Consider the following 14,293-nt stretch of genomic DNA (forward strand, 5'->3'; position numbering starts at 1 on the left):
CTCTCTTATTTCTTAAATTTACCTTGTTTAGTTTATCAAATTCTCATACTGAACGCAAACAAAACTCATGGTATTTACTAAACAACATTCTAATTATATACGAATTTTTTAAAAAGTGTCGTTTAATTTTCGGCTTTTTCTTTTCTCATAACGTAAATGATGATAAAATAAACGCATATAGAAAGTTATTGAGGTGACATTATGAATATGTATTGGATCTTATATATTTTATTAGGATATTTGCTTGGTTCCCTGCCATTTGCTTTGATTATTGGGAAACTCTTTTATAAAACAGATGTAAGAAACTATGGTAGTGGGAATTTAGGTGGTACCAATGCAGGACGTGTACTTGGTAAAAAAGCAGGCATCTCTGTCATTGCTTGCGATGTCCTAAAAGTTGTCGTTGCGGTTGGCATTGTATCATACTTCGATCGCGAAGCTAGTATTTGGGCCGGTTTTGCTGCTGCATTTGGACATTGTTATCCTATTTTTGCAGGATTTCGTGGTGGCAAGGCAGTGGCAACCATGTTTGGCTTTTTATTAAGCACTTCTATCTTTACCTTTCAAAGTGCTTGGTATGTCATCATTCCTTTTCTCTTTTTCCTTGTTGTTTTATATCTAAGTAAAATGGTATCGTTGTCTAGCATGATGGCTGCACTTATCAGTAGTCTTTACATTACATATAGGCAATTTGATAGTAGTATTGAAATTATCATTGCCAGCTGGTTATTGACGATTTTGGTGATTTATCGTCATCGCTCTAATATTAAAAAAATAGCCGACGGAACAGAAAATAAGATATCATGGTTGTAAAACGAGCCTTTTCACGGTTTCGTTTTTTTAATAACTTTCTCATAAAACCTCATACCTTTTACTTTTTCCCATGAGATAGTACAAGAAAATGATGTTGAGCATTCCGAAACTTTTAAGTCAAAAAAAGTGATATTTGTACAAACTTCTCAAATACCACTTTTTAAATGTAACTATCTTTTCATAGCAATACCATAGGCATCAATAAGGGATTGCATTTCTTCAGCTGATTTGCCATACAACACTCTCGTCTTGGCATCATAGCGTTCCTGTTCTTCTAATTGAAGTACTTTAACAGCTGTTTCATAAGGAAGCTGTCCCATAAAACGTTCTTCTTCATAATGATACATGGATAAATACCATTCATGTACTTCTAATTCCTCATTGGTTTCTGCATCACGCATATGAAAGGGAACAATCGGTTCTAAAGGAAGAATGGAATCTACGTCGTTTGTTAATGTATAAACACCCAAATAGCCGCCATCTGTTTTCTGATAAATATGTGGTCTAGCATAATATAAATCTCTGCTTTGGCGATGATGCAGAAAAGCAGCAAAATTGATTTGCATCTCTTCCAAATCTTGTTCATCATAATATATTGGATGTAAGGCGCTAAAGAAACAGCCATCCGTATGCTTAGCTAAAAAATCACGCAGGCACTCATTGGAAAAAATCTTAATATTTTCTCTCATATCAGCAAGATCACTAATTTTCTGTTCAACACCATCCTGCTCATATTTTTTTAATTTCCAAAGCTTTGCAATACGCGCAATGATATCATAAAACATATCCACTTCTTCGCGCACAGTAGGTAACAACAGACTTAATCTTAGGCAAGCGCTATCCTTTTCATCCCAAACAAGAGAAATACCTCTGGCAATATGCTTTGGATCATATAAGATCATATCATTTGATATTTTATCAGGAACTAATATCCAACTTTCCGAAGTACCATAAGCAAACTGTCCATTCGTGATATCTGATAATGAAATTGCCTTTTTGAAAAATCCTTTTTGTTTCAAACATACATCAACACTCATGTTATCCCTCTTTCATATATTTTCATGCTTCCATCTAAAGCTGCATCATCAAATAAGTCACTTCCATGATCTATAATATTTTCGTTGTCCAATCTTCCAAATTCCAAACTTCATCTACCAGATCTTCGTAAAAATCTGGATCATGAGAAACTAATAAAACACTTTGATGATATTCCTTTAACGCACGTTTTAATTCTTCCTTTGCATCAACATCCAAATGATTGGTCGGCTCATCAAGTACCAAAACATTACAAGGACGATTCATCAATATACACAGACGTACCTTTGCTTGTTCACCACCGCTCAACACACACATACCAGATTCGATATGATCTGTCGTTAAACCACATTTAGCTAAAGCAGCACGTACTTCTCCATTTGTATATGCCGGATATTCTTGCCAAAAATAGTCCAATGCACTGATACCTGTAGCGACTTCTTCCTGCTCAAAAAAGCCAATTTCCGCAAATGGATCTACTTCTACATTCCCTGATACAGGCGGTAGTAACCCTAATAAAGTTTTTAACAATGTCGTTTTGCCTAATCCATTGACTCCCTTGATTGCGATTTTTTTATTACGTTCAAAATTTAGATGCAATGGACGACATAATGGTTCCCCATAACCGATAACCAACGCATTTGTTTCAAAAACGATTCGTCCAGTGGTACGTGATGGTTGAAAACCAAATACCGGTTTTACCTTTTCTTTTGGCTTTGTGATAATATCCATCTTATCTAATTTCTTCTGGCGCGAATGTGCCATATTTCTAGTTGCTACCCTGGCTTTATTGCGTGCAATGAAATCTTCAAGATCTTCAATTTCTTTTTGCTGCTTGCGATAAGCAGCTTCTAATTGCCGTTTTTTTAAGGCATGTTGTTCAAGGAAATAGTCATAATCCCCCACATATCGTGTTAAAACGCAATTTTCGACATGATAGATAATATTGACAACCTGATTCAAGAATGGTATATCATGAGAAACTAAAATAAAGGCATTTTCATAATTGCAAAGAAAATTGGTTAACCATTGTATGTGATTTTCATCCAAATAATTGGTTGGTTCATCTAAAATTAGAATCATCGGATTTTCTAGCAATAATTTGCATAATAAGACTTTAGAACGTTGACCACCAGATAACATGGATACATCTTTTTCTAAGCCGATATCCATTAACCCCAGACCTTGAGCAACCTCATTAATCTTCGTATCTATCATATAAAAACCGCTATGTTCTAAAATATCCTGTAGTTCACCGACTTCTTGCATATATGCTTCCATTTCTGTATCGCTGCAATCGCTCATTTTTTCATACAGGTTCATCATTTCCTGCTCTAAATCAAACAAATGTGCAAAGGCATCCTGTAAAACATTCTGTATGCTCTTCCCTTTTGTTAAAACCGTATGTTGATCCAAATAGCCTACGGTAATACGATTGCACCATTCTACTGTTCCCTCTTCAGGAACTAGCTTGCCTGTTAAGATATTCAAAAAGGTTGATTTTCCTTCGCCATTTGCCCCAATTAATCCAACATGTTCTCCATTCAACAAACGAAATGATACATCCTCTAAAATTTGTCGCCCGCCAAAGCTATGAGATACATGGGATACATTCACAATACTCATACCATTCCTCCATTATTCATTACTTTCTATAACATCTTTTGCTTGATTAGTATAGCATGCTTTTCCCCTTCCCAACAAGTCTTAAAAGCATGTACAAACTGATATGAATGGTCTTATTTTGCTATTCTTTAGATTTCTTAATGAAAAGATCGGGTAAAATTACGAAAGCGTAAGAGTATTTTAAAAAGAAGTTTGTTATAATAATGATAAGCGAGGTGATTGCATGACAGAAGTAAAGCATGCAGAAGAAACCGTCGATTTACAACATGGTCTTTCTCATGAGCAAGTTGCTAAACGTGTTGCAGCAGGGTATGTAAATGTACAAAATGATCGTATCACTAAAAGTTATCAGGAAATCTTTAAGGATAACCTGTTTACCCTCTTCAATCTCATCAATGCGATACTTGCCGGAATGATCATTTTCATCGGTTCTTATAAAAATTTGTTATTTCTCGGTGTAGTTCTCTCTAATTTAGTCATTGGGATTCTACAAGAAATTCGTGCCAAGCGTGTTTTGGATAAACTTTCTTTAATCACACAACCGTATATTCGTGTTTTACGTAATGGTGAATTGAAGGAATTGCATATGGACGATCTAGTGCTTGATGATATTACCTATTTACATACTGGATCACAAGTGTGTGCGGATGCTATCATTCGTGAAGGCAAATTAGAGGTAAATGAATCCTTAGTGACCGGAGAATCAGATATTATCCTTAAGAATGTTGGAGATTCCTTATATTCAGGAAGCTTTGTCGTTAGTGGAAATGCAAAGGTACAAATACACCATGTAGGCAAAGACAATTATGCGCAAACCATCATGGCAGATGCTAAGACATTTAAAAAGCATAAATCGCAGCTTCGTGATTCAATTAACTTTATCATCAAAACGATTGGTATCGCCATTATCCCCATCGGTATATTATTGTTTAGCAAACAATTGTTTATCACAAAAACTCCGTTTGCAGATGCCGTTGTTTCTACTGTGGCAGCATTATTAGGAATGATTCCAGAAGGTTTAGTACTTTTGACAAGTGTTGCGCTAGCTGTTGGCTCTATTAATCTAGCAAAACGTAAGACCTTAGTACAAGAATTGTATTGCATAGAAACACTGGCTCGCGTTGATACCTTATGTTTAGACAAAACTGGCACCATTACAGAGGGTAACATGCGCGTAGAATCCATCATTCCCTATGCGAAGCATCCCTATACTGCGGAAGATATTTTAGCAAATATGATGGAAGTTTTAGACGATGACAATTCAACTGCTATGGCAATTCGCAAATATATCAAAGGAAAAAGTAACACCTTTACATGTATTGAAAAATTATCTTTTTCCAGTGCACGCAAGCTCAGTGCTGTCACATTTAAAGAAAATGGCACATATGTGTTAGGTGCCTATGAATTTGTCAATGGAAACCAAAACGCTGCATTACAAAAAGAAATAGCCGAACAGGCAAGTTTGGGTAATCGTGTCTTAGTGTTGGCACATAGTGATGTTGCCATTGAAGAGGAATGTATTGATAAAAATAATACGATTATAGCACTGCTTATCTTGAGTGATCCGATTCGTGAAGAAGCACCAAAAACTTTGGATTATTTTCTTTCACAAGGTGTTGATGTAAAGATTATCAGCGGTGATGATCCGCGCACTGTTCACGAAATTGCTCATAAGGCACATTTAAAAAACTATGATAAATATATTGATGTATCTACCTTGTCGGATGAGGAGATATTTGATGCGGTAAAAACATACACGGTTTTTGGACGCGTTAGTCCGATGCAGAAAAAGCTGATGATCAAAGCTTTAAAAGAGCAAGGACATGTTACTGCCATGATTGGTGATGGTGTGAATGATGTTATGGCGTTAAAAGAAGCTGACTGTAGCATTTCCGTAGCACAAGGTAGTGAGGCAGCAAAAAACATAGCCAACCTTGTTCTGCTTGATAATAATTTTGCTAATATGCCCGTGATCGTTGATGAAGGAAGACGTGTCATTAACAATATACAACGTGCAGCATCCTTATTTCTAGTAAAAACGACCTTTTCAACCATCCTCAGTATTCTGACACTGTTCTTTATCCAACGTTATCCATTTGAACCGATTCAACTGACCTTAATTTCTTCTTTGACGATTGGGATCCCTTCTTTCTTCTTAGCTTTAGAAGCCAATCATGCCAAAGTGAAAGGCAACTTTTTATTAAATGTCTTAGGACGCGCATTGCCAGGAGCTTTATGTGTTGTCTTAAGTATCATTTATGTTAATATCCTATCTTTACTCATGCCGCTTACACCAGATGAGATGTCAACGATGTGTGTGTTGTTAACGGGAGCAAATGGCATTATTGTATTATATCGTGTCTGTATTCCATTTACACGAAAACGTTTTATCATCTTTACCTCAATGTCCATCTTCTTTATCCTTGGCATTGTCTTCTTCCCTAGCCTATTCTCCTTGGTTCGCTTAGACTATCTGCCATTCCTTTGTACAATCGGCGGTATTGCCGCAATCCCATTTGTTATGGATTTCTTCTTTCGCTTCTCCCATTACTTTAAATTAAAACAACGCATCATCAATATAGGTAAATAAACTGAAAGGTTTCTTGTTTTCACTCTTGATTTCAAACACTTCTCATCGCTCTTCTTTGTCTAGATTCTAAAATAATATGATTTACGAGGAATGGAAAACAGCCGTGTCTTGTTACAACGGCTGTTTTCTCATTTATGCTTTATTATTATCAACAAACTCATCTTGTGATCGATGTTTACGCATGATGACAAGACCAATAAGGAAGAAAGTAACAGCAAATAATGATAAGACACCATATGTCTGCCACACTTTCGTCCAAGTCCCTGTATCCACCTGCATTTGCGAAGTCAAAGCATCATTTAAGTTCACATACCAATACGAAGGTAATAGCTTCGCAAACGTGAGAATGCCACTAGGAATCAAATGCTGGGGCACAAAAGCTCCTCCTAGGAAACTGAACCCTAACGATACAACATTGCTAATGCCATTCATCACATCTTCTACATAGCGCACGGTACACGTAAGCGCTGAAAACATAAATGCTAATGTTACCGTCATAATAGCAAATAGTAATGAGTTCAGTAACAATAACATACCACTAGTATTCATCATGACATCTCCATTAAAGATAAAGATAACAACGATCATGATAAGCCATATTATAATACCAAACAAAATATTCGATAACACTAAAAAGGAATTCATATGCAAACTGGAAGTAGGTGATACACTGTTTCGTTTCAAGATTTCTGAACGATATACACTATGCATGGTTAAACCAACAACCATTAATATGATAGCCAATAGCACATAAGACATATAATTAAAGTACATGCCTCTTGTGACCACTTTCATATTTATGCGTTCACCACTTGATAGTTGCATTTTACTTTTGACTTTTAAATCTGCATCTGCCCGCTGTTTTATTTGTGTTAAGGTTTCATTCGGAAACTGTGCTTGATATGTGTACACCCGTTGCAAATAAGCATTCATCTGTTGTTTTAACATCATTCCCTGCGCACTGTCAGGCCGTTGTGCAACATCTAGTAAATTTTCTTTCCCTTTGCGAAAAGCATGACCAAATCCCTTGGGCACCTGCACAACCGTATCTACCTCATCATAAAACAAAGCATCTTGTATTTCAGAAGTGCTGCTGCCTACCTGCTTTATTTCTGTCTTCTCATGCAGATACTCCTTTAGTAGGGCACTTTCAGCAGATTGATCATGATCAATGAAGGCAATGTTCGTTTTCACACTCTCATAAGCGTCTGGCATACTATTATTCGTTTGCATATAGGCTGTAAACAAACCAAAAACAACCGTAAAGATAACCAGATACGTCAAAATGCTTGTTTTTTTATCATAAACGATTTTGAAGTATAATTTCACGATATTCATTTACTGCACCCCCAAACTCTGATAGCGTGTTTTACGCAAAGAACGATAACAGATGAGATAACATAACAGAGAGAATATCAATAAAGAAAACAGATTCAGATAATAGCGTTCACCTACTCCATAATAATATAACGAATATAAGGCATCCGTAACCATGTTAACAGGATTAATATATGCCAAGATAGGAGCATGTACCTGAACCAGATATTTCATCTGAACCATCATCATACCTGCCAGAAAACTTCCCAACATAGTAATAGAGGTCAAAACACCGGTTTTGGTTCCTATATCTTTTTGAGGTAATAAAATTCCAATTAACAGTCCTAAACCATTGCCGGCAAGAACACCCATAAAGATGGCCAAGACAACAAAACCTAATTGGTTACCAAAATCCACTTGTAAGATCGTATACATATAGAAGAAAACGATGCTTAGAATGGTCATTTGAAAGACAATGTTTAAAAAGAGATCAATAAACAAATTTAATCCTTTATGTGTTGGTGCAATTGCTATACGAGCAGCCGTAGTGCTTTGATTTGCCTGCAAGGAATACATGGAATTAATTGCCCAATAGCCTCCAAATAATGCATTCATCGCTAATAAAGTATAAAAGAAGATACAGGATAGATTCGTATTTTCCTCATTGTTTGTTTTGATAAAATCATGCGTATTGGTAAACGTCTGCATAAGTTGTTCTGGGGTACTGCCGGCTGCTAACAGCTGCATGGCCATATGCTCATTTTGGGTATATTCATCAAAGAAATTTTGTGTCATCGTCTGTTTGATTCCGGTTTCTTTAACTAAGATGGTTGTTTCATCACCAATCGTGATCATCGCGTCTACATCGCCCTTTTGCAGTAATTGTTTTCCTTTTTTTGTTGAGACTTCCTGCACCTTAAACATTGGCGTATCTTCCATTCGCAAGGATTTGAGTGTCTTTTGCAAGGTGGTATTCTTTTGATAAGCAGTATTATCAATCATCGCAATGGAAATTGTTTCAAATGTTGTTAGGTCATATGCATGACGCAACACCGCTCCAAATAGCGTTGTCAAGATAAGTGGAAAAAGCAATGTCCAAAACATCAAAGGCCGATTCATGAACATACACTTTGCCCGGTATTTTAAGATATGCAACATAAGCTTCCCTCCTAATCACGCAACTGTTTGCCTGTGATTTCCAGGAAAACATCATTTAGCGTTGGTGTTTGCGAATAAACTTTTCCATAGCTGATATCCTCTTGAGCAAAATAATCCATCAGATTCAGCATATTCCGCTTACCCTCCATAAATTTCACCTGCAGTGTATGCGAATGATAAGAAACATCGTATACATTTGCTATACCCTTTATCTCTTCTATCTGTCTTAGCGATATGGTCACCTGTTCCACTTCTACTTTTTCTTTCAACATGATATTCGCCTTTAATTCTTCCTTACTGCCACTGGCAATCATTTTGCCTTTATCCATAATGATGATACGATTACATAGTTCTTCTACCTCTTCCATATAATGAGAAGTATAAACGATTGTCGCTCCTTCGTTGTTTAAGCGGCGTATTCCTTCTAAGATAGCATTACGACTTTGAGGATCTACGGCTACGGTCGGCTCATCCATAAAGATCAGCTTTGGCTTATGTGCAATACCACAAGCAATATTCAAACGTCGTAATAATCCTCCACTTAATTTTCCTGGTTTAAACTTACGATATTCATCTAACGCCACAAAAGCAATCGCTTCATCAACTAATTTTTTGCGTTTTGCTTTATCACGTATATATAGTCCACAGAAATAATCAACATTATCCTGGACATTTAATTCATGAAAAACTGCTACATTTTGCGGAATGATACCAATATCTTTTTTACTATCATAAGCATCTGGTGTCATTTCTTTATCAAATATTTTAATCTCACCTTTATCAAAACTCAACAAAGATAGCATGCAGTTAATAGCTGTTGTCTTACCACTGCCATTTGGGCCTAATAACCCTAAAATTTCACCTTCTTCTACTTGCATATTAAAATGATCTAACGCAATAACATCCTTATAACGTTTTACTAGGTTTCTTACTTCTATGATCATATGTGATTCCTCCCTTTGCATAGCTACAGTATACGAAAGTTTCATGCGCAAAAACAGTGTATATCTTCACAACCGCATATGACAGATGTCATATTTTCATTTGTAACTAATAAAAAAGCATGCTAAAATCATAGTATATCGGAGGATCATCATGAATATCTTATTAAACGATCTATTGCTACTCTTTATATCTGTTTTATTTCTCATATTTGAAGAGATTGATGTTTCTACAACCACAGCACTTCTTTGTGCTATCATTTTAGCGGCAACCTCTTATTTATATTCAGATAAAAGATGGACATCTTTATTACGTTTATGCTATTTGATTTTAACTGTATGGAATAGGGCTTTTTTTTATACGCTCCCACTTTTATTTTATAATGCTCCGCTATGGAAACAAAAAGAATTAAACATTCCATGCGTATTGCTCTATTTGTTACCCATGATCTTTCATTTGAATTTTCATTATCTTGGATTTGATTTATTATGGTTATTAGCCATGCTGTTTTCTTTGTTATTAAAACAACAAACACTTTCGCAGCAGCAATTGGAACAGGATTATAAAAAACAGCGTGATACATCACGTGAACTAGCGATGATCTTAAGTGAGAAAAACAAAAATTTGTTAATTCAACAAGAACAAGAAGTACGCATTGCCACCTTAAATGAGCGCAATCGCATTGCTCGTGAAATACATGACAATGTGGGGCATCTTCTCAGCAGTGCCTTGTTACAAATTGGCGCTATCCAAGCCATCTTTACGCAAGAAGAGTTACAAGAACCATTAACAAATCTTCGCTCAACCATTTCTACCAGCATGGACAGTATACGAAGCAGCGTTCATAATCTCCATGATGATGCATTGGATCTTCAAGCGGCACTACAAACACTGATACAAAATTTCACCTTTTGTAAGGGAAATTTCGTATATGATGTAACACATTCCATGTCACAAGAAATGATTTATCATATCTTAGCTATCGTAAAAGAATGTATGAACAATACCATGAAACATTCCAACGCAACTGTCTTTACCGTTACTCTTCGAGAACAACCTACGTTTTATCAGCTTATCTTAACCGACAATGGGACTTCTATCAAAAAACAAGATACGGGGATTGGTTTAAAAAACATCCGCGAACGCGTGGAAACCATGCATGGCTTTTTAAACATTCAAACAGAACAAGGATTTTGTCTTTTTATTACTTTGCCAAAGGAGGAAATAGCGCATGAGAATATTAATTGTTGATGATGATGCACTGGTATGCAGTTCATTAAAAACTATTTTAGAAGCTAAAAACATACAAGTAGATGCTATTGGGAATAGCGGTGAGGAAGCAATAGCGTTATACCGACAATATCAAAGCGATGTATTGTTAATGGATATCCGAATGGAAAAGATGAATGGCGTAGAAGCTAGTGAAGCTATTTTAAAAGAATTCCCACAAGCGCGTATTTTATTTCTGACGACCTTTAGTGATGATGAATATATCGTAAAAGCTTTAAAGCTAGGTGTGAAAGGCTATATTCTGAAACAAAATTTTGATAGCATCGTATCTGCTTTAGAAGCCGTTTATGCTAACCAAAACGTCTTTAATACTGAAATTATTGAAAAATTACCTGATTTACTAAATAATAGAGATACAGCAAAAGAGCAATATGATCTAAATGATCGTGAGCAACAGTTTATTTCTTTAGTAGCTAATGGATTGAATAATAAAGAAATTGCTGAGACCTTGTTTCTTAGTGAAGGTACGGTGCGTAATTATTTAAGTAACCTTTTAGATAAATTAGGATTGCGTGATCGCACACAACTGGCTATTTTCTTCTATCAGCATCTAAAATAAAAAAGTATCGTACGATACTTTTTTAATAGCAGGCAATATTGCTATCAGTACGTGATTCACAGCCACCGACATACACACCATTCTCCATGCGCATAATCATTTGTCCACGTCCAAAACTTGACACCTCTTCTTCCACACAAATTTGGTGTCCACGTTTGCGCAGAGCGTCAATGATCGTAGCATCAAAGCTTTTTTCAACCCGGAAAGTTTTATCCTTGATCCATTGCCAACGAGGCGCATCCAATGCCATTTGTGGATTTAAATGAAAATCAATCAGATTCATTGCCACTTGTACATGTCCTTGCGGCTGCATATAGCCCCCCATAACGCCAAATGGACCTAAGGCTTTTCCATTTCGTGTAATAAAGCCGGGAATAATCGTATGATAACTTCGTTTTTGTGGCCGCAATACATTGACATCGGTTTCACATAAAGAAAAATCAGCGCCACGATTTTGTAAAGCGATACCAGTATCTTTGACAACGATTCCACTGCCAAAGCCCATGTAATTGGATTGGATGAAAGACACCATATTCCCCTCACAATCAGCCGTACATAAATAGACAGTACCACTTTTATAAGGCATAGCTACTTGCGGCATTAACGCCTGCTCCTGTATCTGACTTGCCCTCATCTTACCAAATGATGCATCAATCATTCTTAAGACATCGGGATGTGCAGCCCCAGGATCACTGATCGTCGCCATGCCATCGGCAAATGCCATTTTCATTGCTTCAAATTGATGATGAAACATTTTCTCATCGCGTTTTTCAAAATGAAATTCTTTTAACGTATTCAGTGCATGTAAGGCTACGATACCTTGACCGTTTGGTGGTAATTCCCATATATCATGATCATGATAATGTACATGCAACGGTTCTTGCCAAAGAACCTCATGTGCTGCTAAATCTTCATATCGTAAAAAACCATGATGTTTTTTGCTGTCAGCATCGATCGCTTTTGCTAATTCTCCTTCATAGAAGGCTTTCCCTTTTGAATCGGCAATCATTTGCAGACTTCTCGCATGATGTTTTAACACCATGATGGATCCAGGCTCTAGTGATACTCCTTCTTTATGAAAAGTGGCAAACCATTCTTGAAAAGCATCTTCATTTCTATGACTTTTGAATCGTTCACATGCCTGTTTCCACATGCGAGAAATTTCTGGCGTTAAGGGGAACCCATCTCTTGCATAACGAATAGCTGGTTCTAATACTTCTTTAAATGGTAAAACGCCAAAACGCTCATGCAATTCTGTCCAGGCTTTGACTGCCCCAGGTACGGTTACTGGTGTCCATCCATCCGTAGGCATGCGTGAAATATTTCCATGCAGATCTTTCACTTTTTCAATGGTGATTCCTTGTGGTGAGCGGCCGGAAGAATTTAAACCATACATTTTATTTTTAAACCATACGATAGCAAAGGCATCTGAGCCTAATCCATTCGCTGTTGGTTCTACGACTGTTAATGCAGCCGCTGTCGCAATAGCTGCATCTATTGCATTCCCGCCTTTACGCAACATTTCTAAGCCAGCAGCACTTGCTAAATTGTGACCTGTACAAACCATCCCATTCCTCGCTATTACCGGATAGCGATTGGATGCATACACCTGATGATGTACATCAAACATAAAACTTCAACCCCTTTTCTTCTTCATCATTATAGCAGTTTTTTTCAACGTGTCGTAGTGATTTTTACGTTTTTCATTCATGATTTCTGCTCCTTGCGTTAACCTTTCGTATTTTATTTCAATTTCGTATTTTCTTATGCAGAATGAGTTGTCAAATGAGTTTTGATTTCGTATAATGAAATTCGTATGAATTTGAGGTGAACGATATGAAAGAATATTGGGAGTTGTTTTACTCCTTTGCTAAAATTGGGGCCTTTACGTTTGGAGGTGGCTATGCAATGCTACCGCTTATTCAACGTGAAGTTGTTGAAAAAAAGCATTGGGCAACAGAAGAAGAGATTATGGATTATTATGCCGTAGGACAATGTACACCCGGTATCATTGCCGTAAATACCGCTACCTTTATCGGCTATTACAAAAAAGGCATTATCGGCGGTATCTTTGCAACTTTGGGTGTGATATTCCCTTCGATTGTAATCATCTTATTAATTGCTTCGCTGTTGCAGAACTTTTCCGATTTAGCAATTGTACAGCATGCACTTGGAGGTATTCGTGTTGCTGTTTGTGTATTGGTTTTGAATGCCGTTATCAAATTGTTTAAGTCCGGAGTTAAAGATTTCACAGGTACTTTGATTTTTTGTCTGGCTTTATTACTAGCGTTTTTGCAGTTGATACCAACTATTGTAATCATCATTACAGCAGCTTGTCTTGGTATTGGCATTCAGCTATATAAAGCCAAAAAGGAGGTAAAATCCTCATGAGTGTTTATCTTGCATTATTGATTGAGTTTTTCAAAACCGGTCTATTCGCTGTAGGCGGAGGCCTGGCAACGGTTCCTTTTCTATTTGAACTCATAGGCAAATATCATTGGTTTACCAGCGAAATGCTTGCAAATATGATTGCTGTATCTGAAGCAACACCTGGTGCAATGGGCGTCAATATGGCAACCTATGTTGGATATCATGTAACTGACAGCATACTTGGTGGTATTTTAACTACGCTTGCTTTAGTAGCACCTAGTATTATCATTATTTGTATCATTGCACACTTTTTAAAGAAATTTAAAGATAGTGCTATCATTCAACATGCATTTTATGGTTTACGACCGGCAGTCACTGCCATGATTGCATCTGCCGGCTTAGGAATTTTTATGACAACCATGTTTAAAAATGAGGAATTTCATTTTCAAACGTTCCTAGACGCAATTCAATATGTACCACTTATCATGTTCATCGTGGTATTGTGCTTGTCCCGTAAATTCCCTAAGCTTCATCCCATTGCCTTGCTTTGCGGATGTGCCTTAGCTGGTATCGTTTTACAACTATAAATTACA

At 36.7% G+C, this 14,293-nt stretch carries 12 protein-coding genes; 6 read left to right on the forward strand and 6 right to left on the reverse strand.

The window, feature by feature from the left end; genetic code table 11:
• The first annotated feature begins 201 nt into the window (after nucleotides 1-201).
• Nucleotides 202-813: a glycerol-3-phosphate 1-O-acyltransferase PlsY gene (plsY, locus tag KJS44_RS07685; RefSeq protein WP_008688340.1), complete on the forward strand. Its 612-nt coding sequence runs from the start codon at nucleotides 202-204 to the stop codon at nucleotides 811-813.
• Between the two features lie 170 nt (nucleotides 814-983).
• On the opposite strand, the gene KJS44_RS07690 is transcribed toward plsY, so the two are convergent.
• Together KJS44_RS07690 and KJS44_RS07695 are read right to left on the reverse strand one after the other, a co-directional pair.
• Nucleotides 984-1,850, reverse strand: coding sequence for a DUF4299 family protein (locus tag KJS44_RS07690; protein ID WP_008688339.1), 867 nt, complete (start codon nucleotides 1,848-1,850; stop codon nucleotides 984-986).
• Between the two features lie 70 nt (nucleotides 1,851-1,920).
• Nucleotides 1,921-3,474: an ABC-F family ATP-binding cassette domain-containing protein gene (locus KJS44_RS07695; protein WP_008688338.1), complete on the reverse strand. Its 1,554-nt coding sequence runs from the start codon at nucleotides 3,472-3,474 to the stop codon at nucleotides 1,921-1,923.
• 223 nt (nucleotides 3,475-3,697) lie between these two features.
• On the opposite strand from KJS44_RS07695, the gene KJS44_RS07700 reads away from it, so the two are divergent.
• On the forward strand, nucleotides 3,698-6,064 hold the full coding sequence (locus KJS44_RS07700) for an HAD-IC family P-type ATPase (protein WP_008688337.1): 2,367 nt from the start codon (nucleotides 3,698-3,700) through the stop codon (nucleotides 6,062-6,064).
• 132 nt (nucleotides 6,065-6,196) lie between these two features.
• Here the strand turns inward: KJS44_RS07700 and KJS44_RS07705 are convergent, their stop codons facing one another.
• Genes KJS44_RS07705 through KJS44_RS07715 form a run of 3 tightly spaced genes read right to left on the reverse strand, consistent with a single transcriptional unit; the run spans nucleotide 6,197 to nucleotide 9,483 of the window.
• Complete coding sequence (locus KJS44_RS07705; RefSeq protein WP_008688335.1) at nucleotides 6,197-7,402, reverse strand: ABC transporter permease; 1,206 nt, start codon at nucleotides 7,400-7,402, stop codon at nucleotides 6,197-6,199.
• On the reverse strand, nucleotides 7,403-8,539 hold the full coding sequence (locus KJS44_RS07710) for an ABC transporter permease (protein ID WP_008688332.1): 1,137 nt from the start codon (nucleotides 8,537-8,539) through the stop codon (nucleotides 7,403-7,405).
• An 11-nt stretch (nucleotides 8,540-8,550) separates the two neighbouring features.
• On the reverse strand, nucleotides 8,551-9,483 hold the full coding sequence (locus KJS44_RS07715) for an ABC transporter ATP-binding protein (protein ID WP_008688329.1): 933 nt from the start codon (nucleotides 9,481-9,483) through the stop codon (nucleotides 8,551-8,553).
• A gap of 151 nt (nucleotides 9,484-9,634) precedes the next feature.
• Between KJS44_RS07715 and KJS44_RS07720 the strand changes: the two genes are divergently transcribed.
• The gene (locus KJS44_RS07720; protein ID WP_008688328.1) at nucleotides 9,635-10,732 is read left to right on the forward strand and encodes a sensor histidine kinase; all 1,098 of its coding nucleotides are present in this window, start codon (nucleotides 9,635-9,637) and stop codon (nucleotides 10,730-10,732) included.
• Nucleotides 10,713-11,330, forward strand: a complete 618-nt coding sequence (locus KJS44_RS07725) for a response regulator transcription factor (protein ID WP_008688326.1) — start codon at nucleotides 10,713-10,715, stop codon at nucleotides 11,328-11,330. Before KJS44_RS07720 ends, KJS44_RS07725 begins: the two co-directional genes overlap by 20 nt.
• A gap of 22 nt (nucleotides 11,331-11,352) precedes the next feature.
• On the opposite strand, the gene KJS44_RS07730 is transcribed toward KJS44_RS07725, so the two are convergent.
• The gene (locus tag KJS44_RS07730; protein WP_008688324.1) at nucleotides 11,353-12,960 is read right to left on the reverse strand and encodes a gamma-glutamyltransferase family protein; all 1,608 of its coding nucleotides are present in this window, start codon (nucleotides 12,958-12,960) and stop codon (nucleotides 11,353-11,355) included.
• A gap of 206 nt (nucleotides 12,961-13,166) precedes the next feature.
• Here KJS44_RS07730 and KJS44_RS07735 point away from each other — a divergent pair, with 206 nt between their 5' ends.
• Both KJS44_RS07735 and KJS44_RS07740 read left to right on the forward strand, forming a co-directional pair.
• Entirely contained in the window at nucleotides 13,167-13,721 is a 555-nt protein-coding gene (locus KJS44_RS07735; RefSeq protein ID WP_008688321.1) for a chromate transporter, read from the forward strand.
• Nucleotides 13,718-14,287: a chromate transporter gene (locus tag KJS44_RS07740; RefSeq protein ID WP_008688319.1), complete on the forward strand. Its 570-nt coding sequence runs from the start codon at nucleotides 13,718-13,720 to the stop codon at nucleotides 14,285-14,287. The genes KJS44_RS07735 and KJS44_RS07740 overlap by 4 nt, the downstream gene beginning before the upstream one ends.
• The last annotated feature ends 6 nt before the right edge of the window (nucleotides 14,288-14,293 follow it).

The sequence above is a fragment of the Longicatena caecimuris genome, assembly GCF_018406465.1.
In the GTDB taxonomy this organism is placed as follows: domain Bacteria; phylum Bacillota_I; class Bacilli_A; order Erysipelotrichales; family Erysipelotrichaceae; genus Longicatena; species Longicatena caecimuris.

Bases quoted from the DNA above. Each gene is read 5' to 3' on its own strand.
- plsY (WP_008688340.1), top strand. From the start codon at position 202: ATGAATATGTATTGGATCTTATATATTTTATTAGGATATTTGCTTGGT.
- KJS44_RS07690 (WP_008688339.1), bottom strand. From the start codon at position 1,850: ATGAGTGTTGATGTATGTTTGAAACAAAAAGGATTTTTCAAAAAGGCA.
- KJS44_RS07695 (WP_008688338.1), bottom strand. From the start codon at position 3,474: ATGAGTATTGTGAATGTATCCCATGTATCTCATAGCTTTGGCGGGCGA.
- KJS44_RS07700 (WP_008688337.1), top strand. From the start codon at position 3,698: ATGACAGAAGTAAAGCATGCAGAAGAAACCGTCGATTTACAACATGGT.
- KJS44_RS07705 (WP_008688335.1), bottom strand. From the start codon at position 7,402: ATGAATATCGTGAAATTATACTTCAAAATCGTTTATGATAAAAAAACA.
- KJS44_RS07710 (WP_008688332.1), bottom strand. From the start codon at position 8,539: ATGTTGCATATCTTAAAATACCGGGCAAAGTGTATGTTCATGAATCGG.
- KJS44_RS07715 (WP_008688329.1), bottom strand. From the start codon at position 9,483: ATGATCATAGAAGTAAGAAACCTAGTAAAACGTTATAAGGATGTTATT.
- KJS44_RS07720 (WP_008688328.1), top strand. From the start codon at position 9,635: ATGAATATCTTATTAAACGATCTATTGCTACTCTTTATATCTGTTTTA.
- KJS44_RS07725 (WP_008688326.1), top strand. From the start codon at position 10,713: ATGAGAATATTAATTGTTGATGATGATGCACTGGTATGCAGTTCATTA.
- KJS44_RS07730 (WP_008688324.1), bottom strand. From the start codon at position 12,960: ATGTTTGATGTACATCATCAGGTGTATGCATCCAATCGCTATCCGGTA.
- KJS44_RS07735 (WP_008688321.1), top strand. From the start codon at position 13,167: ATGAAAGAATATTGGGAGTTGTTTTACTCCTTTGCTAAAATTGGGGCC.
- KJS44_RS07740 (WP_008688319.1), top strand. From the start codon at position 13,718: ATGAGTGTTTATCTTGCATTATTGATTGAGTTTTTCAAAACCGGTCTA.